This is a genomic window from Opitutaceae bacterium (assembly GCA_041395105.1).
Classification (GTDB): domain Bacteria; phylum Verrucomicrobiota; class Verrucomicrobiia; order Opitutales; family Opitutaceae; genus B12-G4.
Map to the genome: position 1 here is coordinate 390,933 of JAWLBB010000002.1, position 17,477 is coordinate 408,409.

Sequence of the window (17,477 nt, forward strand, 5' to 3'; positions counted from 1 at the left end):
ATCGCCGTTCTATTCACGGCGCACCCGCCGAGCCTCGATCTCGACGGCGCGGTAAACAGCACCGTAGAAATACGAGACGATCGCGCCCGCAATGAAAAAAGCAAACGGCATCAGGGCGAGCGAGACCCACCCGATGGCCAACGCCCCAAGGAAAGCCAGCGTCGGGACGGCCAGGCCCGGAGCGGAGAGTTGCAAGAGCCGAAGAAGCGGACCGAGATTGAAGGCCTCGCGAAAATCCTCCTTCCGCTGGTAGGCGTAAACGCCCGCCAGGGTCAGGGGCGCGGCCAGGATCAGCCCGGGAATGAGCAAAAGACGGGCCAATGGCCCCAGAAAGGGGATCAGTGGAAGCGAAAGCAGCCAGCCGACAAAAATCGGACAGAATCCGAAAACCAGGGCAATGAGAAGGAATTGGAGGCCGTCCATGAAGAGCCGCCCCCAGTCTTCCCATTGCGGCAGACTGACCGGTTCACCGCGTCTTCCCTGGTCAGCCATCCGGTAGAAGACGCCCAGAGCCCAGAGATTCGCGACCGGCACCATACACAGAAGGCCTCCGATCAGGCACTTCACGAGACAGCTCGAATCCGAAAACACGCGCTTCGAAACTTGATCCAGTGTGGGCATTGAGAGAGAAATGGCTATGGGGTCGCTTGATCCTTCCGGGTTCTTGATCCTTCAATTAATCAAATCGCCCTCATGAGTGAACAGCCTACGGCGGTCGACAGCGACTTCAAAGCAAAATTCTCCGAGTTCGGAAGACAGGTTGAGGTCGGCATTGACCGGTATCTGCCCGCCACCACCACCCCACCGGGTCGTCTGCACGAAGCCATGCGCTACTCGATGGAGGCCGGAGGCAAGCGACTCCGGCCGGTACTTCTCCTCGGGGTTCACCAGGCCCTCGCCGGCCGGCTCGATCCCCTGCCTGCAGCCGTTGCCCTTGAGTGCCTGCACACCTATTCTCTGATCCACGACGACCTGCCGGCGATGGACGACGGCGATCTCCGGCGCGGCCGCCCTTCGTGCCACCGGCAATTCGATGAGGCCACCGCCATCCTGGCGGGAGATGCCCTCCTGACCCACGCTTTCGCCTTGTTGGCCCGCGCCTACCGCACGACGCCCGAAGTGGCGGTTCAGCTGATCGACTGCCTTGGCACGGCCGCCGGCAGCGAGCGACTGATCGGCGGACAGATGGACGATCTTCTTGCCGAGAAAACCGAGATCAATGCGGAGCAGCTCGATTCCATTCACCTGAACAAGACCGCCGCCCTGATGAGCGCGGCGGCCGCGATGGGCGCGATCGTCGCCCAGGCTCCCGCCGGGAGCCGGGAGACCGCCTCTGCCCTGGGGCGCCACCTCGGGCTCGCCTTTCAGATCATCGACGATGTTCTCGATGCGACCGGCACCTCGGAAACCCTGGGAAAGGAAGCCGGGAGTGACCAGACGGCCGGGAAGTCGACCTACGTATCGCTCCACGGTCTCGAAGAGGCGCGCAAAGCGGCCCGGTCCGAGACAGCCTCAGCGCTCGAACAGTGCCGGGAACTCGGCGGACCATCCGCGTTCCTGGAAGACCTGGTCCGCATGATGGAGAACCGGATCCACTGAGCCGGCCCGCCCGCTGATTGAGTGAATCAGCCGGCCGCGGCCGCCGCCTTGACCAACTGAACAAAGGAGTTCGCCTCGAGAGCGGCGCCTCCGATCAGACCACCGTCAATGTCGGCCTGTCCGAGCAGCTCGGCGGCATTCGAAGGCTTCATTGATCCCCCGTAGAGAACGCGGGTCTTCTGGGAAACAGCCTTGCTGAACCGGCTCTCCATCCAGGAGCGGATAAAGGCATGCACTTCCTGCGCCTGTTCCGGCGACGCCACCTTTCCAGTGCCGATGGCCCAGACCGGTTCGTAGGCAATGACCATCCCGGAGGTAGCCTCGGTTTCCAAGCCTTTCAGGCCGCCTTCAAGCTGGGTCTTGATCACCGAGAGCGTCTGGTTCTGCTCACGCTCGTCCAGCGTCTCCCCCACGCAGAGGATCGGCTTGAGCTGGTTCTTGATCGCCGCATGCACCTTCTCATTGATGAAGGCGTCGGTCTCGCCAAAAATGCTGCGCCGTTCGCTGTGTCCGAGGATGACGTAGGAGGCAAAGTGGGAACGGATCATCTCCGCCGAGATCTCTCCGGTATAGGCCCCACTGGCCGCCGGGTGCATGTTCTGGGCCCCGAGTTTGACGGTGGACCCCTCAAGAAGAGGCGCCACGCTGGACAGCGCGGTGAATGGCGGGCAGACGACGACTTCGACGTCCATCTGCTGCCCCAGATTCTGGACGATTTCACGGACGAGATCCACTGCCTCGTCCGAGGTCTTGTTCATTTTCCAGTTACCGGCGATGAGAAATTTGCGATTCGAAGTCATACGGTGATCCTTGCCAAAATGGGTTAACTGTCGAGAGCGGCGACACCCGGGAGTTCCTTGCCTTCAAGGAACTCGAGGCTGGCCCCTCCGCCTGTGCTGATAAAGGTGACCCGGTCTGCCAGACCGGACTTGTTGATGGCGGTCACGGAATCCCCGCCGCCAATAATGGATATCGCCCGGCTGTTTCCGGCGACGGCTTCCGCCACGGCGAAGGTGCCCTTGCTGCAGGCATCGATTTCAAAGACACCCATGGGGCCGTTCCAGAGAATGGTGCCGGCGGCAGCCGCTTCGGCCGAAAAGAGCGCGGCCGACTCCGGACCGATGTCGACGCCCTGCCAACCGTCCGGAATGTCAGCCGCGGCTGAGACTATGCGGGTCTCACCGACCAGACCGGCGGCAAAGTCCAGCTTGTCCGTGATCAGCGTGTCGATGGGAAGAAGGAATTTGACCCCCCGCTCCGCCGCCTTGGCCAGGGCGGCATTGGCCACATCAACCTTGTCCGGCTCGTTCAGGCTGGCACCGACCTTCCTGCCCTGGGCGAGCGCAAAGGTATAGGCCATGGCTCCGCCGATCAGGATGGCGTCGGCCTTTTCCAGCAGTCGGTTGATCACGCTGATCTTGTCACTGACCTTGGCGCCACCGAGGATCACGACAAAGGGCCGCTCCGGATGGGCGGTCTTCTCACCGAGAAACTCGAGTTCCCGCTCCATGAGCAGGCCGGCCACGGCCGGCTTCAGATAGTCCGCGATTCCCGCGGTCGACGCATGGGCGCGGTGGGCACTGCCGAATGCGTCGTTCACGTAACAATCGCCGAGCCGGGCAAAGGCCCGGGCCAGTTCGGCGTCGTTCTTCTCCTCGCCCGGTTCGAAACGGACATTCTCCATCAGGGCAACCCCACCCGGTTTCAGAAGCGCGACGGCCGCCTCCGCTTCAGGTCCCCTGCAGGATTCCACAAAAGTGACCGGCCGCTCGAGCAGACGGGCCAACTCGGCGGCCACCGGTTGCAGGGTGTACTTCAGGTTCACCTTGCCCTTCGGCCTGCCCAGGTGACTGAGAAGCACGATCGAGCTGCCCTGCTCCAGGAGATGGCGCAGGGTTGGCAGGGCACCACGGATCCGGGTGTCGTCCGTGATCCGGCCGTTATCGATCGGCACATTGAAATCAACCCGCACCACCACGCGTTTGCCCGCGAGGTCGATATCCTTGATCGTCTTGATTGCAGCCATGGATGAGGTGAGGACAGCGGATCATCGATGACCCGCCGTCCTCGAACATTGAATTAATCCGAATAACCGGGTCGCTCGACCAGGCTCAGAGCATTCCGGCGACTTTGCGAATCAGGTCGACGCAACGATTGCTGTAGCCCCACTCGTTATCATACCAGCTGACCAGCTTGAAAAAGCGGCTGGTCAGGCCCATGCCGGATCCCGCATCGAAGATCGAGGAGGCCGGGCAATGGATGAAGTCTGACGAAGCGACCTCATCTTCGGTATACTCGAGGATCCCTTTGAGGGCACCCTCCGAGGCCTCCTTCATCTTCCGGCAGATTTCTTCGTAGGTTGTCTCCTTGACCGTCCGGACCGTCAGGTCGACCACCGAAACAGTCGGGGTCGGAACCCGGAAAGCCATGCCGGAGAGCTTTCCCTTGACTGCGGGAAGGACAAGCCCGACCGCCTTGGCGGCGCCGGTCGTTGAAGGGATGATATTGATCGCGGCCGTCCGGCCACCTTTCCAGTCCTTGCGGGAAGGACCGTCAACCGTCTTCTGGGTCGAGGTGTAGCTGTGGACCGTGGTCATCAAACCTTCTTCGATTCCGAAGTTCTCGAGGATGACCTTGGCCATGGGAGCGAGACAGTTTGTCGTGCAGGAGGCGTTCGAGATGATGTTGTCCGCCGCCGTCAGCGTATCACAATTCACGCCGAGAACGACCGTCTTGACGTCGCCCTTGCCGGGAGCGGAGATGATGACCTTCTTGGCGCCGGCGTCGATATGCCCCTGGGCCTTCTTGTCCTCAACAAAGAGACCGGTCGACTCGACCACGATGTCCACACCCAGTTCCTTCCAGGGAAGAGCGGATGGGCCCTCGCGGACCGCCAGACACTTGATCTTGTGACCATTGACCACGAGGACATCGTCCTCGGCGGCACTCGGGCTCGACTTTTCCGACGTGACGGTGCCGACGAAACGACCCTGGGTCGAATCGTACTTCACGAGATAAGCGAGGTTGTCGGCCGGGACAAGATCGTTGACCGCGACGACGTCGATTTCCTTGCCAAGCAGCCCCTGATCGACGATGGCGCGAAATACGAGCCGACCGATACGTCCGAAACCATTGATTCCAACTTTAACTGCCATGATGCTTTTTCAAGTTTGATTGCTTAGGAAGGGCACCGGAACGCGCCGTCAGGCGACGTCCGAGGCCGGAAGTTCCGATGCAAAGCAATCCCCCACCCTTTGGCAAGAGAGGAAGTCCCCCCCCTCAAAATCCTCGCAGAGAATAGCAGGATATGCCCAGCCGGACCGCTGACTGTCCGCGCGAATTCACTTCGCCCGGGCATTTGGCCCCCTCTTCGAACGGCCGGGATCACCCCGACCGCACCCTGGATACCCTAAAGGAGAGGCCGTGGTGTCGCGGGTTTCAAGGCAGCGGGTTTGTCCGGCCACATTCCATCAGTATCCGTGAAGCACGACCTTCCTCACAATACATCCCGCACACGGGAATCTTTTCCCGACTTTCCCGGGCGCTCGAAATCCCGATTCAGGACCTCGCCCAGGGTTGCCGGATCCCGCCAGACGACACGTCCGAGCCAGAAGAAGAGGGCGGCCCCGGCCAGTATCACAGCGCCAACGATATGTCCGTTGAGCAGGACAACCGCGGCGAACACGGTGGCCCCCGCGGCAACGGAAAAGGCAACAATGGCGCAGAACCGCAGGCAGAGGCGGCCCAACGTCCTGTCGACCTTTGTCATCAAATCCATGGTGGACTCCAGCTTGCCGCAAGGTCGGGGCCAGTCACGGTGACAGTCGTCATTGCGTTCGGTGCGGTGTTTTCCCCTGTACCACCCTAATCGAGAACCCAGAGTCCACAACCCCGCGGTGGCAGGTAGACGCCCTCGTCGAGAGGAAACGGGATGTCGATGCCATCGAGCCGGCAACGTTCCTGGTCAGCCACCTGGAGCCATGCACGATTGCCCCAGAATCCCAGGGGAATGCGGACGTCAACCCCCTCGGGATTGATGGCAAACAGGAGATTCTGTGTTCCCAGGCTGCCGTCGGCATTGTAAACCATGGCCAGACCGCTCCCCTGCCCGGCCTGGTGGATGGAGAAATAGCCATCATCCGGCGCCGAATACAGCCGGATCAAACGTCCCAGGGGCGAGAGCCGCAGTCGGATCCACTCCGAGAAATAGCGGTGTGTCCCCGGGAATCGAAAGATGCGACGGAAATCCAGCGCGTTGATGGCCCCATTCTGGTAGGTGTTGTGCTCACCCTGCTTCGAGACCAGGAAATCCTGACCGGCATGAAGCATCGGGATGCCCAGCGAGGCCATCAGGAATGCGACCATCAGGTGGGTGCGCTGGATATCGACGAGGGTCGGGCAGGTCCCGTTGCCGTCATGATTCTCGGTGATCAGATCAATCCAGGTGCGGTCGTCATGAGACTCGACGTAATTGACGGTCTGGGCGGGCCATTTGGCGAAATGCCAGGGTGAGCCCTTCAGGTAGTAGGCGGCCGTTTCCGCCTGTCCGCCTCCCCGGAGATAATCCCTGAGGAAATTCCGGAAGCCGTCGTTCCATGAAGCGTAACCGGTATCGCGAAGCTCACCGGCAATATGCCCGCGAAAACTCCAGGGCTCGGCGATCAGGATCACATCCGGCTTGACGGCCTTCAGGCTCCTTTCGATTTCCTCGAGCACCGGCCGTCCGATCAATTCGGCGAGATCGAAGCGAAAACCATCCACTCCATACAACTGGACGAACTGACGGAGACTGTCCGTGATCAACCGCCGGGTCATTGCGGCCGAGCAGCGCAGATCGTTTCCGCAGCCGCTCCAGTTCATCAACGAAGCATCCGGGGCCAGTTCAAAGTAGTAGAGCTTGTCGATGAAGAGCAGGTGGTTGGGCTCGCCCACATGGTTGTAGACCACATCGATCAGGACGGAGAAACCGTTGCGGTGAAATGTGGCGACGAGGTCCCTGAACTCGGCGACCTGGGATCCGATCAGAGGATCCTGGGCGTAACTTGATTCGGGCGCAAAATAGCCCACCGGCATATAGCCCCAATGATACTCGTCGCGGTTCACCGTGTCGAACTCCTGGATCGGCTGCAGTTCCACAGCATTGGCGCCCAACCGTTTCAAGTAGCACTGAGGATGATCGAGCCACTTCGAGAGCCCGCTGTAGCCGCAACGCTCCTCTGCGCCGATCAGGATGGGGGCCTTGGCCACCAGGTCACGCACGTGGGCTTCGACGACCACGAGGTCCTGCCATTGCGGTGTCCTGAAGCCCGGATCCGACTTCCCGAAGCGGGACAGATCCAGGACGATGCCCGGTCCCTCCCGACCCACCGTGGCCCGCGCATATGGATCCAGGATATTACGCTCGGGATCAAAATGGCCGTACTCGTTGTGCGGGCCATCGAGTCGGAACCAGTAGAACCACCCGTCCAGATTTCCCGGGAATTGGGTCTCCCAGGCGCCGTCACCCAGCGGTTCCAACGGATACCAGACGATATGCTCTGGAGCGTCAAAATCCTCAAACAAGCCGATCTTCACCCATTTCGCCCGTGGGGCGAAGAGCCGGAAAACGGTCCGCTCCCCCACGGAATCCCGCTCATGGCTGACCCCCATCGGCAGATCGCTCCGAAGGTGATGAAAGAACGCTCCCGGCTTCAGGGTATGCCGATGCACCCCCTTTTCGTGATGCAAATGGATTTCGTGATGCTCACTCAGATCGAGAGGCGTCCTGAGTCGGAAGGCAAAGCGGTGGTGCCCCGAACGATGGAGATTGACGCGCAGATTCCGGTTGCCCGTGCCATCGAGAATCGATCCGAGCGCGTCGGGGGTCACCGGCAGCCAGCGGTGATCCTTCGAGACAAACTTGAACTGGCGGACCTCATCGCCTTCGAGCAGGGCAGGATCACAGAAACAGACCCGCCAGACCTCGCCTCCGATCTCCAGTCGTTTCAGCTCCCACTCCGGACGACCGACCGCCTCCGGCCAGCCATTGAAACTTCCGGCCAGATACAAGGTCTCCCGCGTCGAGCCGATCGACTCCACGAAGGATTCCGACAGGCCGAATCCCAGACGACCTTCGTCATCCATGAAATACCCGCTTGTTCGGAGAAACTCGACCGCAGGGACGGGATCAAGGGTGGCAAATCCATTCTCAGATCCGTCGAGCGACAAGCGGGGACAGGAACGGCGGGGCCAATCCCGGGAGAGCGACACCACTCCGGAATCGGGCGCGGTCAGGACCGCTTCTTCAATCTGCAGATGCTCAAGCAAGGTGGAAAAGAGGGATGGAAAACGGGAAGAGGAAGTCGATCCCCTGACCCAGGTTCTGTGATCGACCTGATTTGAGGCGGTGTGAACGGCAAAAGCAATCACTGTGCCGCCAACCCTGGATCGTGCAGGATTATTTCCCGTCGGACCTTGCCTGCAAGCGCCGGTGTGCAGATAGATGGAAGGATGGAACGGGTTCTGGTGGCCATGTCGGGCGGAGTCGACAGCGCCGTGGCCGCCCTCCTCCTGAAGGAGGCGGGTGTCCCGGTGGCGGGTGCCTACATGAAGAACTGGCTCAACGAGGACAATATCATCGGCGACTGCCCCTGGCAGCAGGACATCCTCGATGCCCGCGCGGCGGCCGAATGCCTCGGAATCGAATTCGAGGTGGTCAACCTGATGGACGCCTACCGCTCGAAAATCGTCGACACCCTCCTCGACGGCTACCAGCGCGGCCTCACCCCCAACCCCGACGTTCTCTGCAACCGGGAGATCAAGTTCGGGGTCTTTCTCGACTACGCCCGGCGGCAGGGTTTTGACGCGGTCGCCACCGGTCATTACGCCCGGCGCGTCCCGATGGAGCAAGGCCGTCCCGCCCTGTTTGAGGGAGCGGACAAGAACAAGGACCAGTCCTACTTTCTCGCCCTGATGCGCCCGGATCAGCTTGAGCGGGCCCGCTTTCCCCTCGCGGACCTCACGAAACCCGAAGTCCGACGCCTCGCTGGAAAAGCCGGCCTGCCGATCGCCGGCAAGAAGGACAGTCAGGGCATCTGCTTCATCGGCAATATCCGGATGCAGGATTTTCTCCGTCACCATGTCCCGGACCGGCCGGGTCCGATCCTCCGCGCCGAGGACCGCCGGGAAATCGGCCGGCATCACGGCCTGCATCTCTTCACCATCGGCCAGCGGCGCGGCATCGGCGTCCCCTCCAACACCGACCACCGCAACTATGTGGTGGTCGGCAAGGAACAGGAGACGGGCGCCCTGCTCGTGGCCTTCGAGGATCCCTCCGCCCCGGGTCTCTACCGCAGCGAGACCGGCGTGCACGGACTGAGCTGGCTGGTCGAGCCTATCGTCCAGCCCCGCCGCCTCCAGGCCCGGGTCCGTTACCGCGACCCCAGGGTGGGCATCGAGTTCATCCCGGACGGATCGGGTGGCGCCCGGATCGTCTTCGACCAACCCCAACGGGCCCTGGCCGCCGGCCAGATCCTCGCCCTCCACGACGGCGAACGACTGCTGGGCGGCGGGGTCTTCGGCTGAGCGACTGTCTTGCCCGCCGCACCGTCCATCGGCCGGCATGGAAAACAAACTGTAGCATAGACCGTAGGGTTTTCCGACCCGAAACCAACCGTAGCATTCTGGAATAGCGCTCAGTTAAGGGTATTGATCGTTGTTTTGTCTCGGACAACCGTTGCGGCTGGCCGGGGACGTCCAGCCCCACCATGCATGCTCCGATTTCGGTTGGTAGGGCGAGGGCCTCCGGACCCGCCGTCGAAGAGCAGTCAACACCTCGTTGGCTGATCCGACTCTTTCGCTAACTAGGCGCAATTCTAGTATGGACCGTAGGGGCATTCGCACTGAAACAAACCGTAGTTTGCTACGGTTGGTTTGGTGCCGCAGACACGCTCTGCCTTCCGGCGCCGCCGCAAATCAGGCAGTTTCCGCCCGGACGACCAATCCTTTGGCGAAGGTTCGTCTGCCGGAGAGGCTCCGTCGCACTAGAGGTCCGGCGGGACGGTGCAGAGGGCCTCCTCAAGGGTCGAGATGCCTTCCTTCACCTTGAGCAGGCTGTCATGATGAAGGGTCTTCATCCCGGCGGTCACGGCCAGCTTCTTGAGGACATTGGTGTCGGCCTCCCGATTGATCGCCTCGATGATGTCGTCGTTCACCGTCATCAACTCGTGGATACCGACACGGCCCTTGTAGCCGGCACCGTTGCAGCGCGAGCAACCGTCGTGTTTGGCCTTGTAGATGGTGCCGCTCCAACCGAGTGCCTTCTCGAGCAGTTCCTTTTCCCGGCCTTCGGGCTGATAGGCGACCCGGCAGATCTTGCAGACCCGGCGCATGAGGCGTTGGGCGCAGACACAGAGCAGGGAGGACGAGATCATGAACGGCTCGATTCCCATGTCGGTCAGACGGGCCACCGTGCTGGGCGCATCGTTGGTGTGCAGGGTGCTCAGGAGCAAGTGACCGGTCAGGGCCGCCTCGACCGCGATATTGGCGGTTTCCTTGTCGCGAATCTCGCCGACCAGGATGATGTCGGGGTCCTGACGCAGGAAGGCGCGCAGGGCCGCCGCGAAGGTCAGGCCGATCTGGCGGTTCATCTGCATCTGGTTGATCCCCTTGAGCGTGTACTCGATCGGATCCTCGACCGTGCGGATGACGGCCTCCGGCGAGTTGATCTCGTTGAGGGCGGAATAGAGGGTCATCGACTTTCCCGAACCGGTCGGACCGCAATGCAGGATCATCCCGTAGGGCTGGGTGATGAGTTTTCGGTAGCGCGTGAGGTTCTCCTCGGAAAAGCCGAGGGCGGGCAGGGGCAGCGTGGACTTGCTCTTGTCCAGGATACGCATGACGACACCCTCTCCGTGATTGAGCGGGGCGGTCGATACGCGCAGATCGATGTCCATGTTCTTCTTCGTGTACTGCCGGAAGACGATGCGTCCGTCCTGGGGCAGACGGCGCTCCGAAATATCCAGGTTGCACATGATCTTGAAGCGGGCCACCAGAGCAGGGGCGACCTTGGCGGGCAGGCGCAGTTTCTCCAGGCAGACTCCGTCCACCCGGTAGCGGACGACGAGATCCTTTTCGCCGGGTTCGACGTGGATGTCACTGGCGCCGGCGGCATGAGCCTCCTCGATGATTCGATTTCCCAATTGAATGATCGGAGCGGACTCTTCGTTTTCGAGGTCCTCCTCTTCGATTTCGACGGTGCTCTCATCCTCCAGACCCAACTGGCCGACAACATCCTCGAACTGCCCGTCGCCCTTGTTGATATCGGCATTGAGCTTTTCGCGGATGTCTTTTTCGCGGGCCAGCAACGGCACGACGCGTTTCCCGAAGATCTCCTGGATCTTGTTGGAAATGGCCAGTTCGAAGGGATTGGCGAAGGCGACGACGATGTAATCGCCCATCAGGCTGACGGGAAGAACGGCGTTCTTCAGGCAGAACTCCTGGGAGATCTTGTCGAAGGATGCCGGGTTGAGCCGGACCCGCATGGCATTGATCGGAGCCATCCCGTAGGCCCGGGCCTTGGCCACGAGCAGCTGCTCGCTGGAGACCTTATGCTCATCGCCCAGAACCTGGTCGAGAGCTTCTCCGGTCAGCTCATTGGGCGAGTTGATGATGGCATGAGCCTGATCGTCGCTCAGCTTGCCGAGCGCCCGCAGGTTATCGAGGATGGAGGTCTGGATTCGTCCGAGGGCCATGGCTCAGGAGGCGGCAATCGCCGGTGCGTTGGAAAGGCGTTCGTTCTCGACCCGTTCAAGCATCTGGGTGAGCGACTTCATGGTGGTGGCGAACCAGACAATCGATCCGCCCAGTTCCTTTTCCCAGAACTGGCGAACCGCGTCGCTCATGTAGTAGCAGGTGGCCACATAGTGAAAATCCTCCTCCCGGTCGAACGGGACGGTCCAGGTGGCCCAGCAGATGTCCGGCTTGATCTCCAGCCGAAGGTCATCGGCCATCTCGACATCCTCAAGGTCGATGATGCCGACCCCGCGTTCGTCAACGAGGAAGGAGAGGATGTTTTCCTCGGTCAGGACATTGAGTTCCCGAATGAGGATGTGCAGCAGGCTGGCATCCCGGTCGGTCCCGGTCTCAATGATCTGGAAGAGCCGTTCATTCGCCTTTTCCAGATCCTCGATCCGGACCAGGTTGTTTTCCACCAGGTTCGCGCCAAGGAGCCGGTTGGCTCGCATGATTATCGATCGGAATTCTGACATGACACAGATGGCTCGTTCGACAAGACGAGCCGATCCGTGTCCAGGATCAAGCGGCGTCGTGCGGCGTCACCCTTGAGTATAATTGCTGTTTGAGTTTGGGTATTCCTTCTTCGGTCAAGCAGGATATCGGCATAACCTCCACCGAGTTGAGCCGAAGGAATTCCTTCAGGTTCCCGGCCGAAGCCTCTTCGTCCATCTTGTTCGCAACGACGAGACGCGGCTTTTCCAGCAATTTGGGATCATACAAGGCGAGTTCTTCCAGCAATTGGGCGTAATCGTCGACCGGCTCCCGGCCGTCGGTTCCGGCCATATCGATCATGATGAGCAGAAGACGGCAGCGCTCGATATGGCGGAGAAAGCGGTGCCCGAGTCCCTTGTTCTGACTCGCACCGGCAATCAGACCGGGTACATCCGCCATCAGGAGCCGCCTGAAGGTGATCGGGTCCTCGATCACCCCCACCTGCGGATGAAGCGTGGTGAAAGGATAGGCTGCGCATTTGGGCCGGGCCCGGGTGATCAGGTTGGTCAGGCTCGACTTGCCGGCATTGGGAAACCCAACCAGTCCGATGTCAGCCAGAGTCTTGAGGATCAGGCGGAAATCGCCCGCCTCGCCCGGCTGCCCGGGATTGGCCCGCTTCGGAGCCCGGGTCGTCGACGTCGTGAAGCGGGCGTTGCCCCACCCTCCGTTTCCTCCCTTGAGCAGGACGACACGCTGACCGTCCTCCAGAATCTCCGCGACGACCTCGCCGTCGGATTCCCGGATGACCACCGTGCCCAGCGGGACTCTCAGGATGCAGTCCTTGCCGGTGTGTCCGTGCATGTCGGAACCAAGACCGTGCTCACCGCGCTCCGCCTTCCACTTCGGACGGAATCGATAATCGTTCAGATTGTTGACGTCGTGGTCCCCTTCGACAATGACGTTGCCGCCATTGCCGCCATCGCCGCCGCTGGGTCCGCCAAATGGGATGTACTTCTCCCGCCGGAAGGCAACGCAGCCCCTCCCACCATCGCCCGCATGGGCCGAAATTACTGTCTCGTCGATAAACATGGAATGACTCGCTGAGGCCAGCAAAGCCTCCCGGCTGCCCGACGCAATGCTTTCCCGCAGGTCGGTCAATCGGGTTCACGGAGCTCGCGCCCGGTGCAGGACACGCTTCCGGCGATGCCCACCGGTCAGCGGACCGGGTCGGGCACGACATAGATCTCCACCAGCACAATGCCGGGCACTCCATCCGCAGGCTGCACCCGGACCGTGTAACGGCCCGGGCCGAGGTAGCGGGTCAGGGCTGCATCGCGACTGCCGGGCGCGAGTGAAAAGGCGCCCACCCGGTCACTGAGCTCGGCGATCAGTTCTGCGCTGCCGCCAACTTCCCAATCCTCGTTCGAGGCGATCCTGTTTTCTCCCATGAAAAGATCGATGCGTGGATCCCCCAGCGATCCAGCCACATCGAAGGATTCCAGACCTGGCCCGATTGCCCGTATCAGAAGCCGCCGGGGCAGATCCTCATCGAGCACAAAGCCCGCGATCAGGGCCTCGTCGCCCTCTGCGGCCCGGCCCCGGGTGGACAGATTGACAAGACGGATCTCCGCTTCGCCTCCCACATCGTAGATTTCCAGCAGGGCGAGTCCGTTGGCCGAAGAGGGATCGCTCAGAGCCACCGTGTAAACACCCGCCTCCAGGTCGGCCAGAATGGCGGAGTCGCCGAAATCGGACGGGAGCGGAAACGCCCCGCTCATCGCCGAGACCTCCTCAATCCGGGCAGCCTCCGGATTCGACTTCCATCCCTGGTTCGAGAACAACCCCACATCTCCGCGCTTGAGAATCAAGGAGGTTGCACCCGCCCGCTTCTGCAGGTCGAACGCCTCAAGCCCCGGTCCGACCCCGCGCAGGAGGGTCAGGGAGGAGGGTCCGCCCTCGACCACGAAACCCGCAATCATGATCGCGTCACCCTTCCCCACCGTTCCCCGGGTCGAGATATTGGCGAGGCGCTCACCGCCAAATCCGCTTTGACCGGCAAAATAGAATGGCTCACTCGACGCCTCATCGTCGATCCGACCCCGCCCGGTCATCGATTCACGGTCGAACAGCCCGGTGATTACGGCGCCGGATGAAGCTTGCAGCAGGAACCCTCCTTGCTCGTTGACCGAACCCGAGGCGGCGTCGAATCCGCCGCTATCGCTGCGAACCAGGTAGATCGAGCCATCCGGACCCAGCCAGATCTGCAACCGGCCGTCTTCCGAATTGACGAGCGGGCCACTCAAAAAAACAGCGCCACCATCGCCCGCCACCGAGACCCGCTCTCCGCCGAAAAAGGTCATCCCATCGAGGGTCCCTCCGGCAAAGTCATCCGGACCGAACTGCCCGCGGACGGCTCCGCCGTCGGCCAGGACGAAGGAAAACTCCCCCCAAGGTCCGATCGGGACATCATCCGCGGCGATCACCCCGCCGTCTTCGTTCACTCCAAGAAAGCGCGCCCGGCCGGTCGGGTTGACCTCAACCCAGATCTCGCCCGATCCGCCGCCGGATCGAAAAGCACCTTCAAACAATCCGGTCTCCGGTCGCGTGCCCGAAACCACCGGCACGGTCCACGACTTGATCACGGACACCCCGTCTCGCGAAATCGTGAGCCGCACCCGGGTATCTCCGCCCGCCAGTGCGTTGAACCGTGCGGACGGACCAAAGCCCTCATCCATGGCGATCAAGGGGGTATCCTCCGGCAAATCCCATCGGTAGGACGCCCCGGGCACCGGTGCCTCGGCAATCGGCCGGATCGTGAACGGCACCGCCGGGGACACCTGCTCCGGCACCAGGAAGGCCTGGTCCAGCAGGGGCCTTGCCGTGCTCTCCCGGGCGATCCATGCCACCTCGGCCCGGCTCAGGGCCCGGGAATAGATGCGGACATCGTCCATCAGGCCGTCCCAGGCCCGCGTACCTTCATCATTTTCGCCCAGATAGGCGGTGCCCGCAGTAAGTGTCTGATCACCGACCACTCCCCGGGCCTGGTCACCGCTGCGGGCGTCGACTCCGACCGGCAACCACTCTCCGTTGAGAAATACCGACGGGAAATTGTCCGCGCTCGACCCGTCATAAGAGACCGCCACATGTACCCATTGACCGTCGCCGATGGTGTTGGTGGCCGTATGCCAGATTCCGTCCTGAACCGTTTTTGTAGCATAGAACTTGATTGAGTTGATGTCGGCATCGACATCCCCGGTCCGCCGTCCGAAATAGAAAATATAGTCGGGAGTGTCGATGATCCGCGGGAAAATGCTCTCGCCCAACGAATCCGAACGCACCCATGCGGTCATGGTGATCGCATCCGACACGGGCGAGCTGAACGACATACTGCTGGTCGTTCCGTTAAAACGCGCCGCCTTTCCAAACGGACCCGCTTCACGCATCACCTCGCTCAAGGTTCCGTTGCGCGTGGAGCCGGATCCATCCAGCGCCGTCCCGCCTTCGCTTTCCTCAAACTGCCAGAGCGCGACCAGCCCCCCGGCCGGAACCGCCGGCGCGCCGACCACCACCGTGATCTCATCCATCGTCACCTCCGAATCCGAAACCGCAGACAGGCGCAATCGATAGAGACCGGGCAAGGAAAACCGCGCCGTCGAGACCGACGCCTCCGGCTCGGAAAAGGCCACCTCGCCCGGCCCTTCGGCAACCTCCCAGCGAAACTCCACCGGTTCCTCGGCCGGGCCTGAGGATGCCTCCAGATCCAGGGTTTCATCTGCCGCCTCCAGCACCACGAGCCGATCCGCCGGGGCGACAATCCGCGCGATCGCGCGCGGGCCGGTCAACCCGAGAAGCCGGCGAAGGTTCAGCCTTCCACCGGTCGAGACCCGGTCGGCCAGTGCCGGTACCGCGTCGACGGATTGGAAGAGCCGGTCCCGCAGCGCCTCCCAGCCAAGCTCCGGCCCGGCCGCCTTGAGCAGGGCGATCGCCCCGGTGACGTGCGGTGCGGCCATCGAGGTTCCACTGAGGTAGCCGTAGCCCCCTCCCGGAATGCTCGACCGGATGGCGCTTCCCGGCGCGGCCAGATCCACGTCGGTCTTTCCGTAGTTGGAGAATATGGACAATTCGTCTGCCAGGTTGCTCGAGGCCACCGTGATGACGTTGTCCAGATCGTAACTGGCCGGGTAGGTCGCGTTGCCCGCCACATCGATATTGACGCCATCGTTGCCCGCCGCCGCCACATAGAGGATACCCGCCTGCCTCGAGCGTTCAATCGCCGATCGGATGATGCTGCTGTCACCGGCGCCCCCGTAGGAGTTGTTCGTCGCGGCAACCGGAACCCCCGCCTTCCGCAGATCGGTCACATAGTCGATGGCCTGACCCAACCGGGAATTGGAAAAGGTCTCGTCCCCCGCCCGGACAATGATCAGACGCGTGTTCCAGTTGACTCCGACCAATCCGGTTCCGTTGTTGCCGACCGCCCCGATCGTGCCCGCCACATGGGTCCCGTGACGACCGTTGTCGTCGGGCTGATTGTCATCCTGCATGAAATCCCAACCGTGGATGTCATCGATGAGGCCATTGCCGTCGTCGTCGATCCCGTTGCCTGCTGTTTCGCCCGGGTTGACCCAGATATTCCCAGCCAGGTCAGGGTGATCCAGCTCCGCCCCGGAATCGATGACCGCAACCACCGCCTCGGCGGATCCTGTCGAGACGCTCCATGCGGCCGGAGCCTCGATCCGTTCCAAACCCCAGAGAACGACAGGATCAAAATCATCGGGGACCCGTTGAGGATAATAGAGGTAGTCGGGCTCGACCGTGACCGCTGGGAGGGTACGCGCGATCCCGGCCAGGCCCTCCGGCACGGCCTGCACATCGTGACGCCCGAGCCCGATCTGCCAGACCGGGGAAAACGATTGCGACCGGGTCACCGAGTATCCGAGTGATTCAATGGCCGCCCGCACCGTGTCAGGATCGGATCCCGCCGGAAGGGCAAGCGCCAATTGATCCGCCAGCATGGCGACACTCCGGACAACCACCGGCTCACCCGTCCCGGGATCGGTCGCCATCTCATCCACATGGCGGATCCAGGTGTCGGACCCGGATGACTCCTCGATCCATGCCCGCTGCCAGGTCTCCCCGGAGCCGGCAGACGCGGTTGCCGGCGAATCCGCAACCAGAGTATTTCCGGCCGGAGCCGGATCCGGCCCGGGGTCGAGGGCGGCGCCACCGGACGGTGCGGTTCCGGTCCTCTGGACATCGGCGACCGCAAATCCCTCCGGGGCACCGGATGCAGGATCCACTTTCCGGGAGTCATCAGCCGCTGAAGGCCACATGAGAACCGCCGCCACGACGATCGCGGCAGCTATCCCTGCGGTGCGGTATCCTCGGCCCTTGAAACGCATAACTTCCCAATTCTACGCCCCATTCGACCGATCGGGGCACCAGATGACACAAAAACCGTGTCTCGAATGCTCTTTCGGGTCAAATCAGACACGCAAACGGTCGGGAGAGGCAATGACGAAGCCGGTGCCAGGGCGGAAGCGGCCGGGGAAGACCTCACCCCGATGACCGATTCGCAGACGTTCGTCCCGGCACGCCTTCCAAAAGCTGCCAGCGCCAATCAATCGCGGCAGAGGGCCCGGGTGCCGTCTCCGGGAGATCAGCGCACGGGA

At 62.1% G+C, this 17,477-nt stretch carries 12 protein-coding genes; 2 read left to right on the forward strand and 10 right to left on the reverse strand.

The annotated features are described in order from the left end of the window. Positions 1-9: 9 nt before the first annotated feature. Entirely contained in the window at positions 10-621 is a 612-nt protein-coding gene (locus tag R3F07_08460) for a DUF4013 domain-containing protein (protein ID MEZ5276396.1), read from the reverse strand. Between the two features lie 72 nt (positions 622-693). On the opposite strand from R3F07_08460, the gene R3F07_08465 reads away from it, so the two are divergent. Further along, the gene (locus R3F07_08465) at positions 694-1,599 is read left to right on the forward strand and encodes a polyprenyl synthetase family protein (GenBank protein MEZ5276397.1); all 906 of its coding nucleotides are present in this window, start codon (positions 694-696) and stop codon (positions 1,597-1,599) included. Between the two features lie 26 nt (positions 1,600-1,625). Here the strand turns inward: R3F07_08465 and tpiA are convergent, their stop codons facing one another. From tpiA to R3F07_08490, 5 genes are all read right to left on the reverse strand, one after another. After that, the gene (tpiA, locus tag R3F07_08470) at positions 1,626-2,399 is read right to left on the reverse strand and encodes a triose-phosphate isomerase (GenBank protein ID MEZ5276398.1); all 774 of its coding nucleotides are present in this window, start codon (positions 2,397-2,399) and stop codon (positions 1,626-1,628) included. Positions 2,400-2,422: 23 nt separating this feature from the next. Beyond that, the gene (locus R3F07_08475) at positions 2,423-3,625 is read right to left on the reverse strand and encodes a phosphoglycerate kinase (GenBank protein ID MEZ5276399.1); all 1,203 of its coding nucleotides are present in this window, start codon (positions 3,623-3,625) and stop codon (positions 2,423-2,425) included. An 85-nt stretch (positions 3,626-3,710) separates the two neighbouring features. Next, on the reverse strand, positions 3,711-4,754 hold the full coding sequence (gene gap / locus R3F07_08480; protein ID MEZ5276400.1) for a type I glyceraldehyde-3-phosphate dehydrogenase: 1,044 nt from the start codon (positions 4,752-4,754) through the stop codon (positions 3,711-3,713). Between the two features lie 341 nt (positions 4,755-5,095). Further along, entirely contained in the window at positions 5,096-5,377 is a 282-nt protein-coding gene (locus R3F07_08485) for a hypothetical protein (protein ID MEZ5276401.1), read from the reverse strand. Between the two features lie 86 nt (positions 5,378-5,463). Continuing rightward, the gene (locus R3F07_08490) at positions 5,464-7,905 is read right to left on the reverse strand and encodes a glycoside hydrolase family 1 (protein MEZ5276402.1); all 2,442 of its coding nucleotides are present in this window, start codon (positions 7,903-7,905) and stop codon (positions 5,464-5,466) included. A gap of 183 nt (positions 7,906-8,088) precedes the next feature. On the opposite strand from R3F07_08490, the gene mnmA reads away from it, so the two are divergent. Beyond that, positions 8,089-9,162, forward strand: a complete 1,074-nt coding sequence (gene mnmA / locus R3F07_08495) for a tRNA 2-thiouridine(34) synthase MnmA (GenBank protein ID MEZ5276403.1) — start codon at positions 8,089-8,091, stop codon at positions 9,160-9,162. 458 nt (positions 9,163-9,620) lie between these two features. Here mnmA and R3F07_08500 read toward each other — a convergent pair whose 3' ends face one another. From R3F07_08500 to R3F07_08515, 4 genes are all read right to left on the reverse strand, one after another. Then, positions 9,621-11,330, reverse strand: coding sequence for a GspE/PulE family protein (locus R3F07_08500; GenBank protein MEZ5276404.1), 1,710 nt, complete (start codon positions 11,328-11,330; stop codon positions 9,621-9,623). A gap of 3 nt (positions 11,331-11,333) precedes the next feature. Beyond that, positions 11,334-11,822 (reverse strand): hypothetical protein, encoded by a 489-nt coding sequence (locus tag R3F07_08505; protein MEZ5276405.1) that lies wholly within the window; start codon positions 11,820-11,822, stop codon positions 11,334-11,336. Between the two features lie 70 nt (positions 11,823-11,892). Beyond that, positions 11,893-12,894, reverse strand: coding sequence for a GTPase ObgE (obgE, locus tag R3F07_08510; protein MEZ5276406.1), 1,002 nt, complete (start codon positions 12,892-12,894; stop codon positions 11,893-11,895). 125 nt (positions 12,895-13,019) lie between these two features. Next, a complete protein-coding gene (locus tag R3F07_08515) occupies positions 13,020-17,207 on the reverse strand; it encodes a S8 family serine peptidase (GenBank protein ID MEZ5276407.1) in 4,188 nt (1,395 codons plus the stop codon). Between the last annotated feature and the right edge of the window lie 270 nt (positions 17,208-17,477).